Source organism: Mesorhizobium sp. M3A.F.Ca.ET.175.01.1.1 (genome assembly GCF_004791945.1).
In the GTDB taxonomy this organism is placed as follows: domain Bacteria; phylum Pseudomonadota; class Alphaproteobacteria; order Rhizobiales; family Rhizobiaceae; genus Mesorhizobium.
Window position 1 is genome coordinate 20,147 of the sequence record NZ_SRTP01000004.1, and the last position, 23,290, is coordinate 43,436.

The following is a 23,290-nucleotide window of genomic DNA, read 5'->3' on the forward strand; positions in this document are numbered from 1 at the left end:
ACATGACCATCCACAGTGCCGCCTTCGAGAGTTACCGGCGCTCGCCCAACCGAAAGACCACTATCCCGCGGCTTCTTCTCGGAACCGCGATCGTGGTCGCCTTCTGGATGGCCATGACGGTGCTCGTGCTCTTTGCCGGCACCTATGCCTTTGTCGTCTGGCATCTTGGCCCGTCGACCGGGCAGCATGTGCAGGACTTCCTCGCCTCGCCGGTCGGAATTCTCACCGCGCTGCTGTCGTTTGCCGGCATCTGGATCGGCTTGTGGGTGGCGATGCGTTTCGTCCATGGCGAGCCGCTCTCGGCCCTGATCGGCACCACCCGGCGCGTGTCGTGGGACGGTTTTGTCAAAGGCCTGATCGCGGTCCTGATCACCTCGCTGATTTCGGAGATCCTGCTTTACGGCCTGCAGCCGGACATCGACCGCGGCCCGATCCCGCTCGCGTCATGGCTACTCTTCCTCGTCCCGATCCTGCTGCTTGCCTTTCTGCAGACCTCCTCCGAGGAGGTGCTGTTTCGCGGCTATCTTCTGCGCGGGTTCGCCAGCAGGTTTGGCAGCCCGCTGATCTGGGCGACGCTGCCGGTGCTTCTGTTCACCGCGCTGCACTGGAGCACGGCCTCGACGCTGGCCATCAATGCCTGCGTGCTGGTCTCCATCGCCGCCTTCGCCCTGCTTCTGACCCTGCTGGTCTACAGGACCGGCAATCTAGGCGCCGCCTTCGGCGCCCATCTCGGCAACAACCTGACCGGCTTCCTGCTGATCTCGCATCAGCAGAGCTACAATTCCTTCGCCCTGCTCAACGCCAAGCCGCTCGAGGGTCCGGGCTGGACGACATGGGACGCCGTGCTCATCGCCGCGATCGGTATCGCCAGCACCCTGCTGACGATGCTGCTGCTTCTCCACCGCCGTTCGCCGCTGAAGGTCGCGCCGTAGGATTTGAACGGCCGATCGGCTGTCCTTAGCCGCTCGGCATCGCGGCCTTTGGCCCCGAAGCGGCGTCTGCCTTGACTCTGAGCCCGATTTCCTGTCTACACCCCACGAATTCCGCGACGAGTTTCCCTTCGCGAAGCCGACCAGGACGCCGAGCCCTCGTTTGAGGCAAGTGCTGTAAACCGATCCTGGAGGCCAACACCCGGCAGCGCAATGCGCCCCCGGGTGCTTTTTGGCTTTGGCTTTGTTTGGCGACTTGACGCGAACGCATTACCTCTCCGGCATCCGCAGGTGCCAGAGAAAAGGAAGTCGAATGTTTGAATCCCTGCAAGAGCGCCTTGGCTCCATCCTGAACGGCCTGACCGGCCGCGGCGCGCTGTCCGAGGCCGATGTCTCGGCGGCGTTGCGCGAAGTGCGCCGGGCGCTGCTCGAGGCCGACGTGGCGCTGGAGGTGGTGCGTTCCTTCACCGACAAGGTGCGCGAGAAGGCGGTCGGCGCCGCTGTGCTGAAGTCGATCAAGCCCGGACAGATGGTCGTCAAGATCGTCCATGACGAGCTGGTCGACATGCTCGGCGCCGAAGGCGTAGCCGTCGATCTCAACGCACCGGCGCCGGTCGTCGTCATGATGGTCGGCCTGCAGGGCTCCGGCAAGACGACGACCTCGGCCAAGATCGCCAAGCGGCTGACCGAGCGTCAGAACAAGAAGGTCTTGATGGCTTCGCTCGACACGCGGCGTCCGGCCGCGCAGGAGCAGCTGCGCCAGCTCGGCGAGCAGACCAAGGTCGCCACACTGCCGATCATCGCCGGCCAGAGTCCGGTCGACATCGCCCGCCGCGCCGTGCAGGCGGCAAAGCTTGGCGGGCATGACGTCGTCATCCTCGACACCGCCGGCCGCACGCATATCGACGAGCCGCTGATGATCGAGATGGCCGACATCAAGAAGGTGTCGTCGCCGCACGAGATCCTGCTGGTTGCCGACTCGCTGACCGGCCAGGACGCCGTCAACCTGGCCAAGAGCTTCGACGAGCGCGTCGGCATCACCGGCCTGGTGCTCACCCGCATGGATGGCGACGGCCGCGGCGGCGCCGCACTTTCGATGCGCGCCGTCACCGGCAAGCCGATCAAGCTGATCGGCACCGGCGAGAAGATGGACGGGCTCGAGGAATTCCACCCCAAGCGCATCGCCGACCGCATCCTCGGCATGGGCGACATCGTCTCGCTGGTCGAGAAGGCCGCCGAAACCATCGACGCCGAACAGGCGGCTGCGATGGCGAAAAAGATGCAGTCGGGCAAGTTCGATCTGAACGACCTTGCCGCGCAGCTTCAGCAGATGTCGAAAATGGGCGGCATGGGCGGCATCATGGGCATGATGCCCGGCATGGGCAAGATGAAGGATCAGCTTGCCGCCGCTGGTTTCGACGACAAGATGTTTCGTCGCCAGCTCGCCATCATCTCCTCGATGACCAAGGCCGAGCGCGCCAACCCGGATCTTCTCAAGCATTCGCGCAAGAAGCGCATCGCCGCCGGATCCGGCACCGATGCTGCCGAGATCAATAAGCTCTTGAAGATGCATCGCGGCATGGCCGACATGATGAAGGCGATGGGCGGCAAGGGCAAAGGCGGCGGCCTGATGCGCGGCATGATGGGCGGCCTTGCCTCGAAGATGGGGCTTGGCGGCATGATGCCTGGCGGCCCGGGCGGCTTAATGGGCGGTGGCATGCCCGACCTGTCGAAGATGGATCCCAAGCAGCTCGAGGCGCTGCAGAAGCAGGCCCAGGCCGCCGGTCTCGGCAAGGGCCTGCCGGGCGGCCTGCCCGGCGGCGGCGGGCTGCCCGGCCTGCCTGGCGGCATGAAGTTGCCCGGCCTTCCCGGCCTGGGCGGCGGCGGGCTGCCTGGCCTTGGAAAGAAGAAATGATGGGCAAGAAGAAGTGAGACGGCGATGAACGAGGACAAGGATATGGCCGACGCACGCGCCATCCTGGCGGGCTACCGCGCTTCGATCGACAACATCGACGCGGCCCTCATCCATATGCTGGCCGAACGCTTCCGCTGCACCAAGGCGGTCGGCGTGCTGAAGGCCGAGCATGGCTTGCCGCCCGCCGACCCGGCGCGCGAGCAGCAGCAGATCGCCCGCCTTCGCCAACTGGCGAAGGATGCGCATCTCGATCCAGATTTCGCGGAGAAGTTCCTCAACTTCGTGGTCCGCGAAGTCATCCGTCATCACGAACAGATCGCCGCCAACAACGGCGTGACGAAAGCCGGCTGATCAATGCATGTCGCCCAAAAGTGCCGAGCGGTTTTGGGATACGACATGCACAAATGACCAGCCTCAACCGATCAACGAAATCAGAGCTTTTAGGAGAAAGAGAATGGCACTGAAGATCAGACTGGCCCGTGCGGGCTCGAAGAAGCGTCCCTACTACCATGTCGTCGTCGCCGACGCCCGTTCGCCGCGCGACGGCCGCTTCATCGAGGCGCTCGGCTCCTGGAACCCGCTGCTGCCGAAGGACGGCGAGCGCGTCAAGGTCGACGCCGACCGCGTTAAGCACTGGCTCTCGCACGGCGCTCAGCCCACCGACCGCGTCCTCCGCTTCCTCGACGAAGCCGGCATTGCCAAGCGTTCGGCCCGCTCGAACCCGCAAAAGGCCCTGCCAGGCAAGAAGGCGCAGGAACGCGCCGCCCTGCTGAAGAAGGCACAGGAAGATGCCGCTGCTGCCGTCGCTGCGGCGAGCGCCGCGCCGGCCGAAGCGGAAGCTGCTACCGCCGAGTAAATTCGGCGTCGGTTTCGCTTACGAGAACGGCGGGCATGAACCCGCCGTTCTTTTCTTTCGAACCTAATGCAATGCCTCAGTAACCCTGCGGGCAGCGCGCTATGTAGACGCGCCCGTAACGGTCGCGGTAGCGGCAGCGATCGGGTTCGCTGGCCCTTCCGATCAGCGCGCCGGCCACTGCGCCGACGGCGCCGCCGACCACCGCGCCCTCCACCGGATCATTTGCCACTGCGGCGCCTACGGCCGCACCGCCCAGACCACCCACAGCCGCACCCTTTTCCGTCTGCGAGCAGGCGCCGAGCGCCATCGTCAGCACCAGAATGGTAATAACTTTCTTCATTTTGGTTCCTCTCTCACGGGGATCGCCGTCCTCGCCGCCACGTCATTAACTCGCGACCGGCTAAATTGATCCCTGGAACAATGAAGATTGGCGGCTCCGCGCGCGGGCTACGGTGACGGTGCCCCGCTCCGGGGCGGGCCGAATTCTTCACCGCGACCCGCTTCAGCGACTGAACGGGAACAGCGCGCGCACCCTAGCGTCGCGCAGATAGAGCCCGCCCCATAACATGATATCGAGATAGACGCCGAACAGCGTGTGCGAAAACAGCGGGTTGCCGATGCGCACATGCGTGGAGATGGCGCCACCCATATAGGCGGTGAGCAGGATGGCGCCGAGCACGGAGGTGCGCGGAAGCGCGTAAAGCGCGGTCGAGACCAGCCCGATGATGCCGAGGAGACGGGCGATGCTTGCGTCGGCCGGCCAGCCGAGCGCGGTCATTGTCTCGGTGACCACGGCGAGCGGCGGCAGCTTGATGACGCCGTCGAAGATCATGAACAGGATCACGACGGCGCTGAGGGCGCGCCCGCTCCACAACGCGCCGTTCGAGACAGGCGCGGCGTCAGTCATGCTCATTGCTGTTGTCTCCTGATGTTCGAACCCTGGCTGCTCGCCAGTGTCGAACCAAGGACGGCGCTCGGCGTCGCGATCCTACAGGAGTCGGCGCTGTTCTTTTCGGGACGGCTGCGGCAAGCGTCCGCCCGGCTCAGGAGAAATTGAACTTGTCGGCCGGGATCATCGCCGGCGGCGTCTCGCCGAGCGCTTCGAACACGGAGATCTCGCAGACACGGCAAAGACCCTCCAGCGCAAGATCGTTGGGCTGCGTCCCGAAGGGGTCCTCAAGCTCCTCCGACAGCGCATCGAGGCCGAAGAAGGTGTAGGCGATCAGCGCCGTGAACAAGGGCGTCGCCCAGCCGGCGGCCGACGCCAGTCCGAACGGCAGCAGCAGGCAGAAGACGTAAGCCGTGCGCTGCAGGAGCAGCGTGTAGGCGAAGGGCAGCGGTGTGCCGGTGATGCGCTCGCAGCCGGCCTGCGCTGCGGCGATCTCCGACAGCCGCTCGTCGAGGATGCGGTAGCCGATCGTATCGATCGCGCCGCTCTTGCGCAGCGCCGCGACTCGCGCACCCATCCTGCGCAGCATGGCGTCCGGGGCATTGACCGCTTTCGCTACAGCTTCGACATCATCGCCAATGAAGCCCCGCGCCTCCGGCAAGGCGTCTACCCGCCGCAGCTGGCCGCGCAGGAAATGGCAGAACGCGATCGCATCCATCAGCAGGGCGCGCAGCTCGCTGCGCTCTTCGATCAGGCCGGTTGAGGCACGCGCCAGATTGCGGATATCGAAGACGAGCTGGCCCCACAGTTTTCGCGCTTCCCACCAGCGGTCATAGGCGGCGTTGTTGCGGAAGCCGAGATAGATCGACAGCGCGACGCCGAGCAGGGCGAAGGGCGCGGTGCCGGCATTGCCGAAATCGAGCTTCAGCGCCCGCACGATCACCACCACCAGCGCGCCATAGGCGGCGAAGCCGAAGATCTGCGGCAGGATGCGCGGCACCACCGAGCCGCGCATGATGAAGAACAGGTGCAGGAATCCCGGACGCGGACGGACGATCATCGAAACCCTCAACCAATTCCGGCAACACTGCCCTGCTCCCGCGGGACAGTGGCGGCCCTGATCTTGTGTATTGTGCTATTCACCAGCCGCGCAAGTCCGGCCGCCCGCGACATTGCGATGTCGCTCGAATATAGGACTCGCCGTTTTAGTTGCCGGTTCCGCGCCAGGCTTGCGTCACCGTCGAAGGAGAGAAAATGACCGGCGAGACCAATCTGCAAAAACTGCTCGCGTCGATGGCGCCGCAGCTGCTGCCGGACGTCCACCTCTTCGCAACGCTGGCACCAGGCGCGGCCGTGCCGGATGCGCTCAATCCGGTCATGAGCTTTCGCGAACCGGAAGGCTTGACGCTGATCGTAACCGAGACAGAGGCGAAAGCCGCAGGTCTTGCCGGCACGTTCCGCTGCCGGATGATCACGCTGGACGTCCATTCCTCGCTGGAGGCGGTCGGCTTCCTCGCCGCCATCACCGCACGGCTGGCAGCAGCCGGCATGGGTGTCAATCCGGTGTCGGCTTTCCACCACGACCACCTGTTCGTCCCAGCCGATCGGGCCGAGGAGGCGATGGAGATACTGGCAAACTGGTAGAGGAGAACCGATGCTTCGCCGACAGCGCTCTCTGCAGCGCTGGCGATTGGCGAAGGCGCATGCGAAGGCCGACCTCCCCCACGAGGGGGGAGATCGGCAGCTCCAACATCGCCGCCGATCGACAAGCCCGCGGCAGCGGCGGAACAGCCCGTGAGCGTTGGGTAAACAGCCGTCAGGCTGCCTTCTTCTTCGGCTGGATCAGCCCCCGCTCGACCAGAAGCTCGGCGATCTGCACCGCGTTCAGCGCCGCGCCCTTGCGCAGGTTGTCGGAGACGACCCACATCGACAGGCCGTTGTCGACGGTCGAGTCCTCGCGGATGCGCGAGATGAAGGTAGCGTCCTCGCCGGCCGATTCGAGCGGCGTGATGTAGCCGCCGTTCTCGCGCTTGTCCAAGACCTGGCAGCCGGGAGCGTCTCGAAGGATTTCCCGCGCTTCGTCGGCCGTGATCGGCTTCTCGAACTCGATGTTGACGGCTTCCGAATGGCCGATGAACACCGGCACGCGCACGCAGGTCGCCGTCAGCTTGATCTTGGGGTCGAGCATCTTCTTGGTTTCGGCCACCATCTTCCACTCTTCCTTGGTGAAGCCGTCGTCGAGGAAGACGTCGATGTGCGGAATGACGTTGAAGGCGATCCGCTTGGTGAACTTCTTGATGTCGACCTGGTCGGCGACGAAGACCGCGCGCGTCTGGGTGAACAGCTCGTCCATGCCTTCCTTGCCGGCGCCGGAGACCGACTGGTAGGTTGCCACGACCACGCGCTTGATGGTGGCGACATCGTGCAGCGGCTTCAGCGCTACCACGAGCTGCGCCGTGGAGCAGTTCGGATTGGCGATGATGTTCTTGCGCGAGAATTGTTCGATCGCATCCGGGTTCACTTCGGGAACGATCAGCGGCACGTCCGCGTCGTAGCGGAAGGCCGAGGAATTATCGATGACGACGCAGCCCTGCTTGCCGATCTTGGGCGACCATTCCTTGGAGACGTTGCCGCCGGCCGACATGACGCAGATGTCGGTGTCGGAGAAATCGTAGGTGTCGAGCGCCTTGACCTTCAGCGTGCGGTCGCCGAAGGACACTTCGGTGCCTTGGCTGCGCCGCGAGGCCAGCGCCACCACTTCGCTCACCGGAAAGCCGCGCTCCTCCAGAATGTTGAGCATTTCGCGGCCCACATTGCCCGTGGCGCCGACTACCGCAACCTTGAAACTCATCGAAATCTCCTTGTCCCTCTCCGCTGGTTGTTGGAGAGAACCCGCCGGCCTATGCGGGTTCCGTCCCCCGGGCCGAACCCGGGAGAGGGTGGTTAGGCCAAGGGAATCACACCGTTTTGGTGGTGGTTGTTTTGGCCGTGGTTTTGCTGGAACGCGGGGACGCGCCGAAGCGCCCGGCCCAATGGTTCGCATTGAGGCTGGGGGCATCGAGTGCAAGAAGAGCCATCAAAAGGCCGCGCATCGAGGACGATCCCGTTCGAAGCGGGCTTTTACGCGGTTTGGTAAAAGAGTCAATCGGCGCCGAGACGGTTGAGGGTGGAGCGACGGATCGCCGTCATCGCCAAGCTGGAGCACCCCTCATCGACCGCGCTTGGCTCGGCCACCTTCTCCCACGGGGAGAAGAAGAGGCGGTGCCGCTTGCGCTGTACAATGGCGGACGCAGGAAGTACGAACACGCAAAATATCCTTTGGCGTGTCTGCGCTGGCCGGCTTGTGCTGCCCGATAGGCAGACCCGAATTCCGAAAGACAAAGATGTCCAGTTTCGAAACGATCGTGCCTGCGCTTGCCGAGGCGCTGCAGAACCGCGGCTATAACGAACTGACAGCGGTTCAGAAAGCGGTGCTGGCCCCTGGGCTCGGCGCGGCCGATGCGCTGGTCTCGGCCCAGACCGGTTCCGGCAAGACGGTGGCCTTCGGCCTTGCCCTGGCGCCGAGCCTGCTCGGCGGCGCCGAACGCTTCGCCGACGCCGGCGCGCCGCTGGGGCTGGTGGTGGCTCCGACGCGGGAGCTGGCGCTGCAGGTGCGGCGCGAATTGGAATGGCTTTACGCGCTGACCGGCGCAACGGTCGCCTCCTGCGTCGGCGGCATGGACATGCGCAGCGAGCGGCGCGCGCTGGAGCGCGGCGCCCATATCGTCGTCGGCACGCCGGGCCGGCTGCGCGACCACATCACCCGCGGCGCGCTCGACATGTCGGCGCTGAAGGCCGTGGTGCTCGACGAGGCCGACGAGATGCTCGATCTCGGCTTTCGCGAGGACCTCGAATTCATCCTCGATGCCGCGCCCGCCGAGCGCCGCACGCTGATGTTTTCCGCCACGGTGCCGCGCTCCATCGCCACGCTGGCGAAAAGCTACCAGCGCGATGCCGTGCGCATCTCGGCCGGGGGCGAGGAAAAGCAGCATCTCGACATCGAGTATCGGGCGCTCTCCGTCGCGCCGGCCGACCGCGAGAACGCCATCATCAACGTGCTGCGCTATTACGAGGCCACCAACGCGATGGTGTTTTGCAACACCCGCGCCGCCGTCAACCATCTCACCGCGCGCTTCAACAACCGCAATTTCTCCGTCGTGGCGCTTTCGGGCGAGCTCAGCCAGAACGAGCGCAGCCATGCGCTGCAGGCGATGCGCGACGGTCGCGCCAGGGTCTGCATCGCCACCGACGTTGCGGCGCGCGGCATCGATCTGCCCAATCTCGACTTGGTCATCCATGCCGACCTGCCGAGCAATCCCGAGACGCTGCTGCACCGCAGCGGGCGCACCGGACGTGCCGGACGAAAAGGCGTGAGCGCGCTGATCGTGCCGGGCAACGCCCGCCGCCGCACCGAACGGCTGCTGCACAATGCCGGCCTGGCCGCGACTTGGGGCAACCCGCCCTCGGCCGACGAGGTGCTGCGGCGCGACGACGAGCGCATCCTCGCCGATCCGGCCTTCGGCGAGCCGGTCAAGGAAGAGGAGCGTGATTTCGCCGGCGCACTGCTCGAGCGGCATGGCCCCGAACTGGTGGCCGCCGCCTTCGTGCGGCTCTGCCGCGGCAGCCGCTCGGCACCCGAGGATCTGCTCGAGGTCGCGCCCTTTGCACCGTCAAAGGAGCAGTTTACACGCCGTGACGAAGCACCCGGCCGCCGCGACGAATTCGGCGCCAGTGTCTGGTTCTCGCTGTCGGTCGGCCGCCGGCAGAATGCCGAACCGCGTTGGCTGATCCCGATGCTGTGCCGCACCGGCAGCATCTCCAAACGCGAGATCGGCGCCATCAAGATGCAGCCGGAGGAAACCTTCGTGCAGATCGCCGCCGACTGGGCCGACCGCTTCCTCGCCGCGATCGGCCCCGACCGCAAATTGCAGGGCAGCATCGCCGTGAAGCGGCTGGACAGCACGCCGGATCTGTCGCGAGCCGGCTACCAGCCGCCGCGGCCCGAGAAGAAGCCGCATCGCGGCAAGCGCGCTTTCGATCAGAGCACGCCCAAATTCGAGAAGCGCGCGCCGGGCGAGCAGCGGCCGACCGACGCGGCGGACTCAAAACCCTGGGCGAAAAAGTCCGGCAAACCGAAATTCGAAAAATCAAAACTCGATCGGCCGAAATTCGACAAGCCGGCAAAGCACAAGAATCCGAAGAAGCGGCCGGGCTGACCGCACAGCCTGCCAGCGCCGCCGACCTCACGCATGCCTCTTGCGATTCGCCGCGACTTTGAACAGTCTGGGCACGGCGCAGCAACGGGGACAGGGCGATGCGCGGCGAAGTTCTGCACTATGACGAGCAGCAAGGCTTCGGCTTCATCAGCGGCGCCGACGGCAAGCGCTACAGTTTCGCGCGCGAGGATTTGCGCCGCGAGATGGCGCTGACCAGGGGCGCCGAAGTCGAATTCCAGCCGAATGGCGACCGGGCAAGCAATATCTATTCGGTCCGCGCCCGCGTTACCGGCCAAACAGACAATGCCGCTCCGGCCGTGGCGGCCGCGCGTCCAATGCCGGGCAGCGCACCTGCGGCGCCCACGCCATTCGGCCGCAACGCCGACAACGGAACGATCCAGACCACCGGCCTCTGGGACTATTTCTGGCGTGGCCTGACCACGAACTATGTCAACTTCGCCGGTCGTGCCCGGCGCAAGGAATTCTGGGGCTTTTGCCTGTTCTGGACGGTCGGCCTCGCCGTCCTTGTCGGCGTCGGCCTCTCCGTGGATTTGGGAAGCGGCATCGAACAGGGCGACGACCTGCCGATCGTCATGATCGGCCTTGTCGTTCTCTACATTCTGCTGACGTTCCTGCCGTGGGTCGCGCTGCTTGTGCGCCGCCTGCACGATCTCGGCCTGACCGGCTGGCTCGCAATCCTCTGCTTCCTGCCCTATGTCGGCGGACTGGCCACCCTGGTCTTCGGGCTGATCCCGACCCAGGCCGGCGACAATAAGTGGGGACCGGTGCCGGGCGGGGTGAGATTCTAGCGCGATACGTGCGCATTGAAATTTTATACAACTTTAGATAGTCTGCGGCGACGCGATGCAGGGGGAGCCAATGCGCGGAACTGTGTTTCACTACGACAAGGATCACGACTACGGCTACATCAACGGCGTTGACGGCAAACGCTACATCTTCGGCCGCAGCGACCTGACCAACGATGTAGCCCTCGCCAGAGGCATGCTGGTCGAGTTCTCGCCGGACGATGGCACTGCGCACGACATCGTGGCCGTAGGATCGGTCGTACCATCACCAAGCGGCAGTCTGCAGCCGCAGCTCGGCCGAACCACTGAAATCCGCCCCGCCAAGTCCCTGGGACTGTGGGCTTATTTCCTGCGAGCTCTGGGCGACGACTATCGCAATTTCACCGGCCGAGCCCGTCGTAAGGAGTTTTGGGCGTTCCATCTCTGGTTCTACGCCGTGCTCGTCGCGCTGTTCGGTTTCGGCATCCTGCTCAACCTGGCGATAAGCGGTTTCGATGATGGTCCAAGGACCTCAATCGGGTATATTCCTGCCCTGCTTTTCGTGCTGGTAGCAATCCTGCCGTCGATCGCGCTCGTCGTGCGGCGTCTGCACGACATCGGGCTGACCGGCTGGCTTGCCTTGCTTTGCTACACTCCGGCATTCGGGGCGTGGCCATTCTCATCTTCGGGCTTCTTCCCTCTCAATTCGGGGACAACCGGTGGGGGCCGATGCCAGCCGGAGCCGACCCGGCCTGAAAGCCTGCTCGATGCGGCTTAACCCAGGAACTTGGCGATGATGGCGTCGCCCATCTCCGTCGTGCCGACTTCCTTCATGCCTTCGGACATGATGTCCTTGGTACGAAGCCCGTCATCGAGCACGGCGGCGATCGCGCCTTCGAGCTTGTCGGCTTCCGCCACCATGCCGAAGGAATAGCGCAGGCACATGGCGAAGGAGGCAATCATCGCGATCGGGTTGGCGATGCCCTTGCCGGCGATGTCGGGCGCCGAACCGTGCACTGGCTCATAGAGCGCCTTGCGCTTGCCGGTCTTGACGTCCGGTGCGCCGAGCGATGCCGAAGGCAGCATGCCGATCGAGCCGGTGAGCATGGCGGCGATGTCGGACAGCATGTCGCCGAACAGATTGTCGGTGACGATGACGTCGAACTGCTTCGGCCAGCGCACCAGCTGCATGCCGCCGGCATCGGCCAGCATGTGGTCGAGCTTGACATCGCTGTACCTGGCCTTGTGCGTCTGGCTGACGACCTCGTTCCACAGCACGCCCGACTTCATGACGTTGCGCTTTTCCATCGAGGTGACCTGGTTGCGGCGCGTGCGCGCCAGCTCGAAGGCGACGCCCGAGATGCGCTCGATCTCGAACGTGTCGTAGACCTGCGTGTCGATGCCGCGCTTCTGGCCGTTGCCGAGATCGATGATCTGCTTCGGCTCGCCGAAATAGACGCCGCCGGTGAGCTCGCGCACGATCAATATGTCGAGGCCCTCGACCACCTCCTGCTTGAGCGAGGAGGACGCGGCCAAAGCCGGATAGCAGATGGCCGGCCGCAGATTGGCGAACAGCTCCATGTCCTTGCGCAGGCGCAGCAGCCCCGCCTCGGGGCGCACCTCATAGGGCACATTGTCCCATTTCGGCCCGCCGACGGCGCCGAACAGCACTGCGTCCGCCGCCATCGCTTTTGCCATGTCGGCATCGGAGATCGCCGCGCCATGCGCGTCGTAGGCCGAGCCGCCGACCAGCCCCTCGTCGGTGGCGAAGCCGCTGTCGAGTTTTTCGTTCATGGCCCCGATCAGCTTCTTCACCTCGGACATGGCCTCGGGGCCGATGCCGTCGCCGGCGAGCAGGAAGAGATTTTTCGAAGTCATGGAGAACCGTCCCGGGAGAGTTTTGAACCGCGGCCTTGCTAAACGCCAAGCGCTTGCGGCGCAAGCCTGCCAACCATCACCGGTGCGAGAGAATATTGACCAGCCGGCCGAGCGGATCGCGCACATAGAAGCGCCGCACGCCCCAGGGCTCATCGGCGGGGCCGTATTCGATAGGGAAGCCGGCACGCTTCATGGCTTCGAACGCTGCGTCGACGTCATCGACCTCGATCGAGAGATCGGGTACCGGCGTACCCGACCCGCCCTCGGCCATAAAGCTTATCTGCACGGTCATCGTCTCGGCCGAGCCACAGGTGACGATCCAGCCTTGATCCATCAACACGTCAAGTCCGAGCACATCCTGATAGAAATGCTTCGCCGCAGCGGTGTCTTGCGTGGCGATGTTAGCGACGATGCGCTTGACCTTCACCATCGGCTGATCCTCGCTTTGCACAAGTCATTGCCCAAATGCCTTTTGGGCGACCGCGTCACTGCGGGCGCTTGAGCGCCGTCACTTCGATCTCGATCTTCATTTCCGGTTTGTTGAGCTGGCAGACGATCATCGTTGCAGCCGGACGGATGTCGCCGAAGACCTCGCCAAGAATGGGAAAGACCACGTCAACATAGGCCTGGTCGGTGATGTAGTAATGCGCCCGCACCACATCGGCCATGTCGAAGCCGCCCTCGGCCAAAGCCCTGGCGATGGTGGCGAGGCAATTGCGCGCCTGCGCCTCGACCGTCTCCGGCATCGTCATGGTGGCATAGTCGTAGCCGGTCGTTCCGGACACGAAGCACCAGTCGCCCTGCACCACCGCGCGCGAATAGCCGGCGGTCTTTTCGAAGGGCGAACCGGTCGAGATGAGCTTGCGCATGGAGGCGGCCTCCTTGTGATGGTCGCGTCCGTCTAGCAGAGTAATGCGATCTCGTCGTGGGCCAAGCCGGGCGGACCCGTTGTCAGGACAAGCAGGCTACGTGAGAGATTGGCCGCAAACTCCTCCGGTCGTCATTCCTGGGCGGCGCAAGGAGCGAAGCGACGCGCGCAGACCCTGGAATCCATGCCGTGAACTATAAGCGTTGCAACGGTGCAGAATCTGCAACGCCCCACTCTGCGGCAACGGTCCCGGCATGGATCCTCGGGTCTGCGCTCCGCTGCGCTTCGCTCCGCCCGTGGATGACGAAGCCGCGATAGTCGCGCCCTGCCGATTCCTAATTCCCCGACCCCTGCGCGTCGTCATACGCCTTCTTGATATCGGCCGGCCAGCTCTTCACGTCGGGCCAGGTCAGCGGCTCGCCATTGTCGCCGCGGCGGGCGAAGTAGACCTTGTGCTGGACGGGGTCGACAGCCAGGAAGCCGTCGCTGCCGCCGCAATCATGCGGCACGCAGCCGGTGGCATAGAAGGCGCCGGACGCGGTCTTTTCGGTGCCGCCGCCGACCAGCAGGCTGGTCGCCATGTCCGGCATGTCCTTGCCGAGCAGCGCCTCGGCCGCCTTGTAGACGGCCTCGTTGTGGAAGGCGTCGATGATGTTGTCGTATTTGGACGGATCGACATCCTTCCAGTCGGTTCCCGGCTCAGGCGTGTAGGTGAGTTCGCCCGAGGTCGTCAGGCCCGTCCTCGGCGACCATTGCAGCGCCGGCTTGGAATCCCCGGGCAGAAGATAGGGCACGTAGTAGATCGCGCTTGCGGAGACGGCAGCCGGCGGTGCGCCGCATTCGTCCTGCTCGACCGTGGTGGTCTGGATCTCGCCGTCTTGCGCCTTCCAGGCGATCACGCTCGCCGGCCCGCACTGGTTGCCGCCGTCGCCAACGTTGAAGAGGGCGACCTTGACGCCGCCGATCTCGGCGATTCTGTCGAGGAAGACATCGTAGTTGCTGGCCAGTTGCTTGCCGTCGAAGGCCAGGACCTTCTCGCCATACTGCTCTTCCTGCGTGATGGTGAACTGGCCGCCCTCGAAGGGGATCGGGGCCTGCTTGTCCTCATCGGCGGCCGCATCGTCGCTGCCCGATCCCTGGTCGGCGGCCCCGCCGGACGCATCGCCAGCCGGCACAAGCACCGGGTCGGTCTGCGCATGCACGCCGGCTGCCGGCATGAGCAGCCACGCCAGCGCGCAGGCGCCGGCCAGAAGCGAGCGTGTCATGACTGTTCCTCCGTTCAGCCGTCACCCAAAGACCTCCCGGCGGCGGCGCTTCGCCACCCGGACCTGAATCTCGATTGCCGCCGCTTAGGCCCAGGGGCGCAGCTCGGCGTTCCTCTTCTCGAAGGAGGCGATGGCGCCGGCCTTTTCCATGGTCAGCCCGATGTCGTCGAGACCGTTGAGCAGGCAATGGCGCTTGAAGTCGTCGAGGTCGAACTTGACCACGCCGCCGTCCGGGCCGCGGATCTCCTTGGCTTCGAGATCGATCGACAGCGTCGCGTTCGATCCGCGCGAGGCATCGTCCATCAGCTTGTCGAGGTCTTCCGGGTTGACGGTGATCGGCAGGATGCCGTTCTTGAAGCAGTTGTTGTAGAAGATGTCGGCGAACGAGGTCGAGATCACGCAGCGAATGCCGAAATCGAGCAGCGCCCAGGGCGCATGCTCGCGGCTCGAGCCGCAGCCGAAATTGTCGCCGGCGACCAGGATCTGCGCCTTGCGGTAGGCCGGCTTGTTGAGCACGAAATCCGGGTTCTCCGAACCGTCGTCCTTGTAGCGCATCTCGGCAAACAGGCCGGTGCCAAGCCCGGTGCGCTTGATCGTCTTGAGATAATCCTTCGGGATGATCATGTCGGTGTCGACATTGACGATCGGCATCGGCGCGGCGACGCCGGTGAGCTTGGTGAATTTGTCCATGGCTTTTGCCCGTCTTCTTTCGTTGCGGGGAGAACTTGGCGCACGCTTTACACAAAGCCGGCGGCAAATGAAAGGCAACTGTTCGTGCGGACCATTGCGCCATGGCGGATCGGATGGCCTGGCGAAAAACGGCTTCATGATCGCGGCCGACTGGTGCAGTCTGGCCGCATGACCGACCATTCCCGAATCCTCTATGCTTGCGAGCCCACGCTCGACGCCGCCGAGTTCCGCCGCGTGCTGGTGGAATCCGGCCTCGGCGAGACGCGGCCTGTCGACGACGAAGTCCGCCTGAAGGCGATGCTCGGCAACGCCAACCTGGTGCTGACGGCGCGCCTCGAAGTCGACGACAAGCCGCTGATCGGGGTTGCCCGCGCCGTCACCGATTTTTCCTGGGTCTGCTACATCTCCGAGCTTGCCGTTTCCAAATCGGCGCAAGGGCTCGGCATCGGCAAGGGCCTGATGGACGAGGCCCGTCGCCAGCTCGGCCCTTCGGTCGCCATAAGCCTGATCTCGATGCCCGACGCCGTCGGCTTCTACGAACGCATCGGCATGACGCGCATGCCCGACGCTTTCTGGTTCGCCCGCAAGCGCTGACTCGACGATCGACTTTTCTCAAGAAGAGGCTCATCCTCCCAAAGCAACAGTCACCGACAGGAAGTAGATGCGGCATCAAATGCTTCCTTGTCCGGTCGTTTTGCTTTCGAGGAGGGGCCCTTGGCGGAGAGTGCGTTCAAATACTGCGATCTCGTCATGAAGGGCGGCATCACCAGCGGCATAGTCTATCCCAACGCGGCCCTGAAGCTGTCCGAGACATACCGGTTCAAGAGCATCGGCGGAACCTCCGCCGGCGCGATCGCCGCTGCCGCCTGCGCCGCCGCCGCGGTCGGGGAGCGGCGAAAGACCGCCGGGCAGGAAATCGCCAAAGCCCCGTCGCAGGTCGGTTTCGCCGGTCTGGCTGGAGTGTCCAGCACGCTTTCGGGTGAGGGTTTCATCTTCGGCCTGTTCCAGCCCGCCTCGGGCGCTAGCGCTGCCTACAGGCTGGTTGTCGTGCTTGCCGGAAACGACGGCCCGCTTCGCAAGTGGCTTCAGACCGTCGTCGCGGTGTTTGCGATCGCACCAGTCGAGACATTCGGGCTCTTCGCTCTGCTCTGCTGGGGTTGGTGGGCCGCCGGCTTCTTCTCGGATCCCCTGGCGATCGTCTTGCACGCGGTTCCTTCATTCCTCGGCGCCTATGCGCTCGGGGCAGTCTTTGCCGCCCTGCGCGTCGCGCGGGTGGTGCGGCGCAACCTTCTCGGCCTCTGCTGCGGCAAGCGGGGCGCCGGGTCGTTCCGGGGAAAGGGCAAACCGGCGCTCACCGATTGGCTGCATGAAACGCTGCAGAACCTCTCCGGCCAGGCCGACGCCAGGCCGCTCCTGTTCGAGGACCTGTGGGAAGCGCCGCCCTACCCGCAGGAGCCTCAATCGAGTCATGCCGTTTCCCTGACGATGATCACCACCGACGTTTCGCACAGCGAACCGCGCAGCCTGCCCTTCGACAAGGACACCCATTTCTGGTTCCTCAAGCGTGAGTTCGATGCTCTGTTTCCCGAGAACCTTGTCGACTGGATGATCGGCGAATCGGGCAAGCAGCGTCGCTTCAATGGCGAAACTTATTATCGCCTGCCTGAATATGGAAAGCTCCCGGTCCTGGTCGCCACCCGCATGAGCCTGAGCTTCCCGCTGCTGATCAGCGCTGTGCCGCTGCATGAAATCTTCGATCCCGCCGCCGCGGACGGCGTGGATGCGCCGGCGCTCAAAAAGAGCAGTCCGAAAACGCCCCTGGAGGCTACCGATTCGCTTGCCGCCGGCGGCGCCGAACAGCCATCCGACACGGCTGCCTTCCGACGCTGCTGGTTTTCCGATGGCGGCATCTGCAGCAACTTCCCCATCCATCTTTTCGACGCGCCGCTGCCGCGTTGGCCGACCTTCGCCATCGACCTCGTCTATCCCGACGCAAATGACAGGCAGAACAGGGGAGTCTTTCTGCCGAAGCCCGATGATGGCTGGCAGGCCCAGTATCAGTCCCTCTCCGGCATGAAGTCCGTCCGCGAGATCGCGGCGTTCGTATTCGGCATCGTCGCCACGATGCAGAACTGGCGCGACCTGCTTCAGTCGCGGGCGCCCGGCAATCGCGAGCGCATCGTCCACGTTCCCCTGACGCCCGAGGAGGGCGGCATGAATCTGAACATGCCAGCGCGTATCCTGGAGCAGGTCTCCGAGAAAGGCACGCGGGCCGGCGAGACATTCGCGGAGTTCTCTTTCGATGCCCACTACTGGACGCGCTGGCGCAACCTCGCCTCAGCCTTGCAGCGCTACACCATCACGGTCGCCGAGAGCGCTGACTACGAACCGAAAATAGCCGAGTATGTGAAAGCCTATGAGACGGCCCGCACCACCAACCCGGTGCCGCCCTTTGCCTTCGAGGGAGCCATGCAGCGGGCCGAGGCAAGGGCCCTGCTGGCAGGGCTGATCGCCCAGGGGCATCGATGGGAAGACAAGGGGCCCGACTTCACGGAGACCGCGCCACGGCCGCTGCCGCAGATGCAGATCACGCTCACCTACTAGAGCAATTTCAGGAGAGATGCGTGGCGGCCGGAACCGCGCAAAAGCAAAAAACAAACACTTGGAGGGGGCAGCGATTCCGCGAAGCGCTGAACCGCACTAAGAGCAAAACCGGGAATGACCCTCAGATCACGTTCAGCTCCCTGAACGCCCGTCCCTGCGCGATCCGTTCATACCCGAAGGCCGAGCAGTCCACTGTGCGATAGCCGCCATGCACGATGAGCTCGGCGAGCGACTTGCCGACCGCCGGCGCCTGCTGCAGCCCGTGGCCGGAAAAGCCGTTGGCGAAAATGAAGTTCTCGACTTCCGGATGCGGCCCCACCACGGCGTTCTGGTCGAGCGTGTTGTAGTCGTAGTGCCCGACCCAGGCGCGCGTCGGCTTGATCGCCTCGAAGGCCGGGATGCGGGTGGCGAGCACCGGCCAGATCACCTCTTCGAACAGCGGCCAGTTGACGTCGAAATCGTTGGGATCGGGCGCGCAATCCCCTTCCTCCGGCTCGGCGCCGCCGGTCAGGTAGACCGAGCCTTCCGGCCGCACATAGATGCCGGATGGATCGACCAGCAGCGGCATGTCGGCATATCTCTCGCGCGCCTCGAAGACGAACACGTTGCGCTTGCGCGGCTCGACGGGCAGCTCGAGCCCGGCCATGGCCGCCACCTTGCCGGCGTTCGGGCCGGCGGCGTTGACGACGATGCCGGCCTTCAGCGTCTCGCCATTGTCGAGGCTCACGCCGGTGACGCGGTTGCCCTGCCGCGCGATGCCGGTGACGGAAGCGGTGATGAAATCGATCTGCTTCTCGCGCAGCGCCTTGCGGAACAGCATCAGCATCGCATGCGCGTCGAACCAGCCTTCGCCGGTGCGGCCATAGGCGCCAGCCGAAATGCCCTCCACCGACAGCCATGGGAAGCGGCGCGTCAGCTGCCCGGCATCCTCGAGCACGATGTCGGCGCCTTCGGCGATCTGCGCTGCGTGGTTGGCCTCGAGGATCGGCAGCCCGGACTCGCCGGCCAGGATGAGATAGCCGCCCTCGCGAAAGCCGATATCGGCGTCGGCGCCGAAAGTCTCCTTGAGCCGCCGGAACAGTTTCAGCGTGAACTGCGACAGGCGGATGTTTTCAGGGATCGAGAATTGCTGGCGGATCGAGGCCATGGAGAGCGTTGTCGCCGCGTGGGAAAATTGCGGATCGCGCTCGACCAGCGCGATGGAGCCCAGGAACCCTTCCTCGCGCAAATAATAGGCGATCGAGGACCCGACGATGGCCCCGCCGATAATGACGATGTCGTACTGCACTTCTTTCGGCTCTCCGGCTCCAGAGCATGATCCCGAACCGAAGGACCGCGTAAGCGAAAAGCGGGTGCCGGTTTTCGGATAAGATCATGCTCAACTTGATAAAGGCAGACTGATCTCGAAGCGCGTGCCGCGCTCGGAGTCAACCAGTCTGATCGTGCCATCATGCGCTTTCAGGAGGGCCAGCACGATGCCGAGCCCCATGCCGGTGCCGCCGCTCTCGCGCCGCGTGGTGAAGAATGGCTCGAACACCTTTGCGCGGTTGCTGGGCGAAATGCCGTCGCCGTCGTCGCCGATATGGACCACGACCCTGCCGCCTGCGACCGCGGCCTTGATCGAAACCAGCTTCGCGCCGTGCCGCGCCGAATTGTCGATGAGATTGGCGATCACGATGGCAAGGTTCTCGCCGGAAATGCCGACTGCGACCTCGCCGCCGGCCTCGATGCGGACCTCCAGCCTGGTGTCGACCGGCAGCAGCGCGAGCGCCGCGCTGGGCGTCGTGCTTTCGCCGCTGGGCGCCAGGTTTTCCGCCCGCGCCAGCTCGAGCAGCCGACGCACCAAGAGGTTCAGCCGCCCGGCATCGGTGACGATGTTGTTGGCGAAGCGCTGCCGCTCGGCCTCGTCCATCGTGCCGCCGGAATCCCTCAGCAGCTCCGCCGCGCCCTGGATTGCCGTCAGTGGCGATTTGAGCTCATGCGAGACGTGGGTGGCGAATGTCTGGATGCTGTCCGAGCGCGCCTGCAGCTTGCCGGCCATGTCGAGGAACGCAGCCGACAATTCTGCCATCTCGCGCGTGCCGTGATGGTCGAGCGGCCGCATCGCCTCGCGGTCGCCGACGGCGATGCGCTTTGTCCGCTCGATCAGCGCGTAGATCGGCCGGCTGACGGTGCGGATGAACATGAGCGCGATCAGCAGCGTGCCGCCGAGCATGGCGATGGCAGCGAGCGTCACCTTGCCGCGCTCGCCATAGAGATGCTTGATGATGTTGTTCGGCGTTCGCGACAGGTACACCACGCCGGCGACCCGGCCCTCGACCTCGACCGGCATGGCGACGAAGACGCGCACCCTAGTGCCGCGGCTCACCGAGTAGAGGGGCGGCGGCGGCTGGTCGGGAATCCTTAAGCGCAGCTCGCTGGCATAGCGCCCGGCCAAGGCCTGCCGCACCTCTTCGACCTCGCCGAGCGATTGTCCGACTTCCGAGCGGCCGGCGATGACGACGCCGCGGGGATCGAGCAGCCGGAAACCGGCGAGCGTCGTCTTCTGTATCTCTTCCAGCATGCCTGACAGGCGCACGCCGATCGCCGCGAAGCCCGGATCGGCAGCGGCAGGAAGGCCTGGCGGCCGGGTCGGCAGCACATCGTCGGCGGCAAGGTCGAGGCGCGGTTCGATCGGGTGGTAGGGATAGTCGCGGGCGCTCGCCGCATCGGACGGGACCGGCGGTCCGAGCCTGTCCTGGGCGATGCCGGCGTCGCGCACCTCCCGGGCGTAGATCGCGGCAAGAGCGGCGCCTTGCGCGATGAGCTCGGCCTCGGTCTGGCGGATCAGCTGGTTCTCGTAGAGGCGGAAGAAGAACAGTCCGACCAGCGGCAGCGCCATCACCACGATCAGGATGGCGACGACGACGGTGGCAAGCCGCGGCCGCCATTTTTCCTTGCTCAACCACCGCATCGGCCGAGCCGGAAGCCGACGCCATGCACGGTCTCGATCGCATCGTTGCAGCCGGCCGCCGCCAGCTTGGCGCGGATGTTGCGGATGTGGCTGTCGACGGTGCGGTCGGAGACATGGATGTTCGATTGATAGGCATTGGCCATCACCGCATCGCGGCCGAGCACGTGCTGCGGTCGGGCAAGGAATCCCTTCACGATCGCGAACTCGATGGCCGTCAGCACCAGCGGCCTGCCGTCGAAGCTCGCCGCATGGCTTGCCGGAACCAGCGTCAGTCTGCCATGCGCGAACTGCCGCTCATCCGTCTCCTCCACCGCCACGGGGCGGGCGCGCCGCAGGATGACGTTGACGCGGGCGACCAGCTCGCGCGGGCTGAACGGCTTTGTCACATAATCGTCGCCACCCATCTCAAGCCCGAGGATGCGGTCGATCTCTTCGTCCCGCGCCGACAGGAACAGCACCGGAATGTCGCAGCGCTGCCGCAGCCGCCGGCAGACCTCCAGCCCGTCCATCTCCGGCATGCCGATATCGAGCACGATGAGGTCCGGCGGACGGCGCTCGACCGCCTGCAGGGCCGCGGCGCCGTCTGAAACCGCGTGGGTTTTCATGCCGGCCTTTTCCAGCGCGAAGCAGATGATCTCGCGGATGTGCGGGTCGTCGTCGGCGACGAGGATATTGTGCGGCATGAATCAGTGGCCCGGCGCATAGGGTTGGGTGACGGCAGGATCGGCAAGCGCGCCGTTCTTCTCGAGATAGCGCAGAAGCCGCCAGTCGCGAAAGCTCCAGGCGCGCCAGTTTTTCTGGCTGGCACGATAATGGGCTTCAGCGATCAGATCGGTCTCATCGCCGGCCTCGCGGTCGGGATACGATCGCTTTTGATGGTCGAAGAAGCGACCGAGAGCCGGCAGGGCGTCAGGACCCAGCGAACGCGTATAGCAGATGTCGAGGGGAACGCCGTGTCTGGTCATTTCAAGGGAGTGGTCGACATTGTAGTTGGCGATGAGCGCGGCGAAGTTGACGAAGCAGCAGGCATAGAGCGTCGCCGATAACGTCAGAAGATTGGCGGAGAACAGCCATTCGCTGGATTTTCCGAGCGCGATGCGAGCAATGATCAGCGCCAGCCCTGCCGCGACCAGCCCCATCCAGACAAAGGCGGCGATGCGCAGATAGGTCAGTGCATAGACATCGACATAGAGGTCCAGCCTAAGGATAGAGGAGATGACCAGTACGATGTTCTGCGCCACCCACAGATAGACCAGCCGGCGGATCAGCGGGTCGTGCGAGGTCTCGCTGCCGGGCTTGAGCGCCGCCAGCACGAAGCCGGCCGCAAGCAGCGCGGTGACGACCAGCGGATAGGCGCCGCGATGTGCATAGGCGGCATAGGTCAGCCCATCGGGCAGCGCCACACCGCCCCACAGATACGTGGCGTCGAGCGCGGTCTGCACGGCGAATAGGGCGTTGAAAACCATCAGCGCGCGCAGGATCGCCGCCTTGCCGAAAATGATGTCCTCGGCGGAAGCCCTTGCCGGTCTTGCCGTTGGCGCGGCCGGCGCGAGGCGCCTGATGCGGGAGACGAAGCGCGGCAGCCGCGGCCGCAGGAAAGCCCAGACGCCGGCGAGCACGACCAGCCAGAAGACAACCCGGCCGACCTCGATATATTCGAGCAAGGCGTAGAGATCGATCAGTGAGAACCAGTGTTCGATGATGGGGTTGGCGGCGCCGAACAAGGCGAGGAAGACCGCGCCGAGGGTCAGCGGCATGATCCAGACGGTGATTGCCGCCAGCCGGATCCCCCGTCGCCCAAGCCGCCGCGCTGCCTTGCGCCAGCCAATGAAGTCGCGGGCGAAGCGGAAGGGCGCTGCAAGCAGGAACAGGCAGATCTGCTTCGCGATGCGGGCGAGCCCCGGGCCCAGCCGCCCGCCCAGCGACAGCGCGAATAGAGCCAGCGCCACGATCGCGACCAGCACGGAGAGCGGGCTGACATTTTCGACCAGCGGCAGCAGCCCGGCAAACAGCGCCAGCGGTCTCAGCCAGACCCTGCCATTGCTTATCGCTGCCGGATGCATGGCGACGACCGCGCCGGCGAGCACCATGCCGAACAGGAAGACGGTGATGCCGATCGGCTGGTCATAGAGAAGGAAATCCCCCAGCCCCACCAGCAGGACGGCGGCGCCGACGCGGCGGCAATAGCTCGGGGCAAGTGATGTCGCGGTCATGGCCGGGCTTTCCTCAGGACGGCGGCGGTCCGGACTGCATGCCGCGATCCAGGGATGAAGGGCAGGATGTTGGCGCCCGGGCGCAGCCTTTGCGGCTCGGCGAGCCACCAGCCGTCTTTGCGCAGCCGGCGCGGCAGGGACCAACGGGGTTTTGCATGTGTTCGCATGCCGCCTGTCTCGCCGGCCGCCG

At 65.0% G+C, this 23,290-nt stretch carries 25 protein-coding genes; 11 read left to right on the forward strand and 14 right to left on the reverse strand.

Features of this window, described 5'->3' with window-relative positions; translation table 11 throughout:
- Positions 1–2 precede the first annotated feature (2 nt).
- The 4 genes from EN818_RS11525 (at position 3) to rpsP (ending at position 3,700) form a co-directional block, all read left to right on the forward strand.
- Positions 3–932, forward strand: a complete 930-nt coding sequence (locus EN818_RS11525; RefSeq protein ID WP_095805384.1) for a CPBP family intramembrane glutamic endopeptidase — start codon at positions 3–5, stop codon at positions 930–932.
- 310 nt (positions 933–1,242) lie between these two features.
- Positions 1,243–2,844, forward strand: a complete 1,602-nt coding sequence (ffh, locus tag EN818_RS11530) for a signal recognition particle protein (protein WP_095805383.1) — start codon at positions 1,243–1,245, stop codon at positions 2,842–2,844.
- 24 nt (positions 2,845–2,868) lie between these two features.
- The gene (locus tag EN818_RS11535; protein WP_095805382.1) at positions 2,869–3,195 is read left to right on the forward strand and encodes a chorismate mutase; all 327 of its coding nucleotides are present in this window, start codon (positions 2,869–2,871) and stop codon (positions 3,193–3,195) included.
- A gap of 103 nt (positions 3,196–3,298) precedes the next feature.
- A complete protein-coding gene (gene rpsP, locus EN818_RS11540) occupies positions 3,299–3,700 on the forward strand; it encodes a 30S ribosomal protein S16 (RefSeq protein ID WP_095805381.1) in 402 nt (133 codons plus the stop codon).
- Positions 3,701–3,776: 76 nt separating this feature from the next.
- On the opposite strand, the gene EN818_RS11545 is transcribed toward rpsP, so the two are convergent.
- From EN818_RS11545 to EN818_RS11555, 3 genes are all read right to left on the reverse strand, one after another.
- The gene (locus tag EN818_RS11545; protein WP_095805380.1) at positions 3,777–4,040 is read right to left on the reverse strand and encodes a glycine zipper domain-containing protein; all 264 of its coding nucleotides are present in this window, start codon (positions 4,038–4,040) and stop codon (positions 3,777–3,779) included.
- 162 nt (positions 4,041–4,202) lie between these two features.
- Positions 4,203–4,613, reverse strand: coding sequence for a DoxX family protein (locus EN818_RS11550; protein ID WP_095805379.1), 411 nt, complete (start codon positions 4,611–4,613; stop codon positions 4,203–4,205).
- A 130-nt stretch (positions 4,614–4,743) separates the two neighbouring features.
- A complete protein-coding gene (locus EN818_RS11555) occupies positions 4,744–5,649 on the reverse strand; it encodes a bestrophin family ion channel (RefSeq protein ID WP_135904535.1) in 906 nt (301 codons plus the stop codon).
- A gap of 194 nt (positions 5,650–5,843) precedes the next feature.
- Here EN818_RS11555 and EN818_RS11560 point away from each other — a divergent pair, with 194 nt between their 5' ends.
- On the forward strand, positions 5,844–6,233 hold the full coding sequence (locus tag EN818_RS11560) for an ACT domain-containing protein (protein WP_095805468.1): 390 nt from the start codon (positions 5,844–5,846) through the stop codon (positions 6,231–6,233).
- A 172-nt stretch (positions 6,234–6,405) separates the two neighbouring features.
- Here EN818_RS11560 and EN818_RS11565 read toward each other — a convergent pair whose 3' ends face one another.
- Entirely contained in the window at positions 6,406–7,440 is a 1,035-nt protein-coding gene (locus tag EN818_RS11565; protein ID WP_095805377.1) for an aspartate-semialdehyde dehydrogenase, read from the reverse strand.
- A 290-nt stretch (positions 7,441–7,730) separates the two neighbouring features.
- Entirely contained in the window at positions 7,731–7,895 is a 165-nt protein-coding gene (locus tag EN818_RS32655) for a hypothetical protein (RefSeq protein ID WP_186815525.1), read from the reverse strand.
- 77 nt (positions 7,896–7,972) lie between these two features.
- Between EN818_RS32655 and EN818_RS11570 the strand changes: the two genes are divergently transcribed.
- The 3 genes from EN818_RS11570 (at position 7,973) to EN818_RS11580 (ending at position 11,407) form a co-directional block, all read left to right on the forward strand.
- Positions 7,973–9,844, forward strand: coding sequence for a DEAD/DEAH box helicase (locus EN818_RS11570; RefSeq protein ID WP_095805376.1), 1,872 nt, complete (start codon positions 7,973–7,975; stop codon positions 9,842–9,844).
- Positions 9,845–9,942: 98 nt separating this feature from the next.
- On the forward strand, positions 9,943–10,653 hold the full coding sequence (locus EN818_RS11575; RefSeq protein WP_095805375.1) for a DUF805 domain-containing protein: 711 nt from the start codon (positions 9,943–9,945) through the stop codon (positions 10,651–10,653).
- A gap of 70 nt (positions 10,654–10,723) precedes the next feature.
- Positions 10,724–11,407 (forward strand): DUF805 domain-containing protein, encoded by a 684-nt coding sequence (locus EN818_RS11580; protein ID WP_245518820.1) that lies wholly within the window; start codon positions 10,724–10,726, stop codon positions 11,405–11,407.
- Here EN818_RS11580 and leuB read toward each other — a convergent pair.
- From leuB to leuD, 5 genes are all read right to left on the reverse strand, one after another.
- Positions 11,404–12,507, reverse strand: coding sequence for a 3-isopropylmalate dehydrogenase (leuB, locus tag EN818_RS11585; RefSeq protein ID WP_095805373.1), 1,104 nt, complete (start codon positions 12,505–12,507; stop codon positions 11,404–11,406). The two genes, EN818_RS11580 and leuB, sit on opposite strands and share 4 nt — an antisense overlap.
- A gap of 76 nt (positions 12,508–12,583) precedes the next feature.
- Positions 12,584–12,934 carry a VOC family protein gene (locus EN818_RS11590; RefSeq protein WP_095805467.1) on the reverse strand — a complete coding sequence of 117 codons (351 nt, stop codon included), beginning with the start codon at positions 12,932–12,934 and terminating at the stop codon, positions 12,584–12,586.
- Between the two features lie 58 nt (positions 12,935–12,992).
- The gene (locus EN818_RS11595; RefSeq protein WP_095805372.1) at positions 12,993–13,376 is read right to left on the reverse strand and encodes a RidA family protein; all 384 of its coding nucleotides are present in this window, start codon (positions 13,374–13,376) and stop codon (positions 12,993–12,995) included.
- Positions 13,377–13,710: 334 nt separating this feature from the next.
- Positions 13,711–14,640 carry a hypothetical protein gene (locus EN818_RS11600; RefSeq protein WP_095805371.1) on the reverse strand — a complete coding sequence of 310 codons (930 nt, stop codon included), beginning with the start codon at positions 14,638–14,640 and terminating at the stop codon, positions 13,711–13,713.
- An 84-nt stretch (positions 14,641–14,724) separates the two neighbouring features.
- Positions 14,725–15,330, reverse strand: a complete 606-nt coding sequence (gene leuD / locus EN818_RS11605; RefSeq protein WP_095805370.1) for a 3-isopropylmalate dehydratase small subunit — start codon at positions 15,328–15,330, stop codon at positions 14,725–14,727.
- Here leuD and EN818_RS32660 point away from each other — a divergent pair.
- From EN818_RS32660 to EN818_RS11615, 3 genes are all read left to right on the forward strand, one after another.
- On the forward strand, positions 15,329–15,502 hold the full coding sequence (locus tag EN818_RS32660; protein ID WP_165349953.1) for a hypothetical protein: 174 nt from the start codon (positions 15,329–15,331) through the stop codon (positions 15,500–15,502). The two genes, leuD and EN818_RS32660, sit on opposite strands and share 2 nt — an antisense overlap.
- Entirely contained in the window at positions 15,499–15,924 is a 426-nt protein-coding gene (locus EN818_RS11610; protein WP_095805369.1) for a GNAT family N-acetyltransferase, read from the forward strand. The genes EN818_RS32660 and EN818_RS11610 overlap by 4 nt, the downstream gene beginning before the upstream one ends.
- A 120-nt stretch (positions 15,925–16,044) precedes the next feature.
- Complete coding sequence (locus EN818_RS11615) at positions 16,045–17,934, forward strand: patatin-like phospholipase family protein (RefSeq protein ID WP_135904537.1); 1,890 nt, start codon at positions 16,045–16,047, stop codon at positions 17,932–17,934.
- 121 nt (positions 17,935–18,055) lie between these two features.
- Here EN818_RS11615 and EN818_RS11620 read toward each other — a convergent pair whose 3' ends face one another.
- The 4 genes from EN818_RS11620 to EN818_RS11635 all read right to left on the reverse strand — a co-directional run bounded on the left by EN818_RS11620 (position 18,056) and on the right by EN818_RS11635 (position 23,100).
- The gene (locus EN818_RS11620) at positions 18,056–19,222 is read right to left on the reverse strand and encodes an FAD-binding oxidoreductase (protein ID WP_095805367.1); all 1,167 of its coding nucleotides are present in this window, start codon (positions 19,220–19,222) and stop codon (positions 18,056–18,058) included.
- A gap of 90 nt (positions 19,223–19,312) precedes the next feature.
- Complete coding sequence (locus tag EN818_RS11625) at positions 19,313–20,887, reverse strand: HAMP domain-containing sensor histidine kinase (RefSeq protein WP_095805366.1); 1,575 nt, start codon at positions 20,885–20,887, stop codon at positions 19,313–19,315.
- On the reverse strand, positions 20,875–21,570 hold the full coding sequence (locus EN818_RS11630) for a response regulator transcription factor (protein ID WP_095805365.1): 696 nt from the start codon (positions 21,568–21,570) through the stop codon (positions 20,875–20,877). Before EN818_RS11630 ends, EN818_RS11625 begins: the two co-directional genes overlap by 13 nt.
- Before the next feature lie 3 nt (positions 21,571–21,573).
- Positions 21,574–23,100 carry a DUF4173 domain-containing protein gene (locus tag EN818_RS11635; protein WP_095805364.1) on the reverse strand — a complete coding sequence of 509 codons (1,527 nt, stop codon included), beginning with the start codon at positions 23,098–23,100 and terminating at the stop codon, positions 21,574–21,576.
- Positions 23,101–23,290 lie beyond the last annotated feature (190 nt).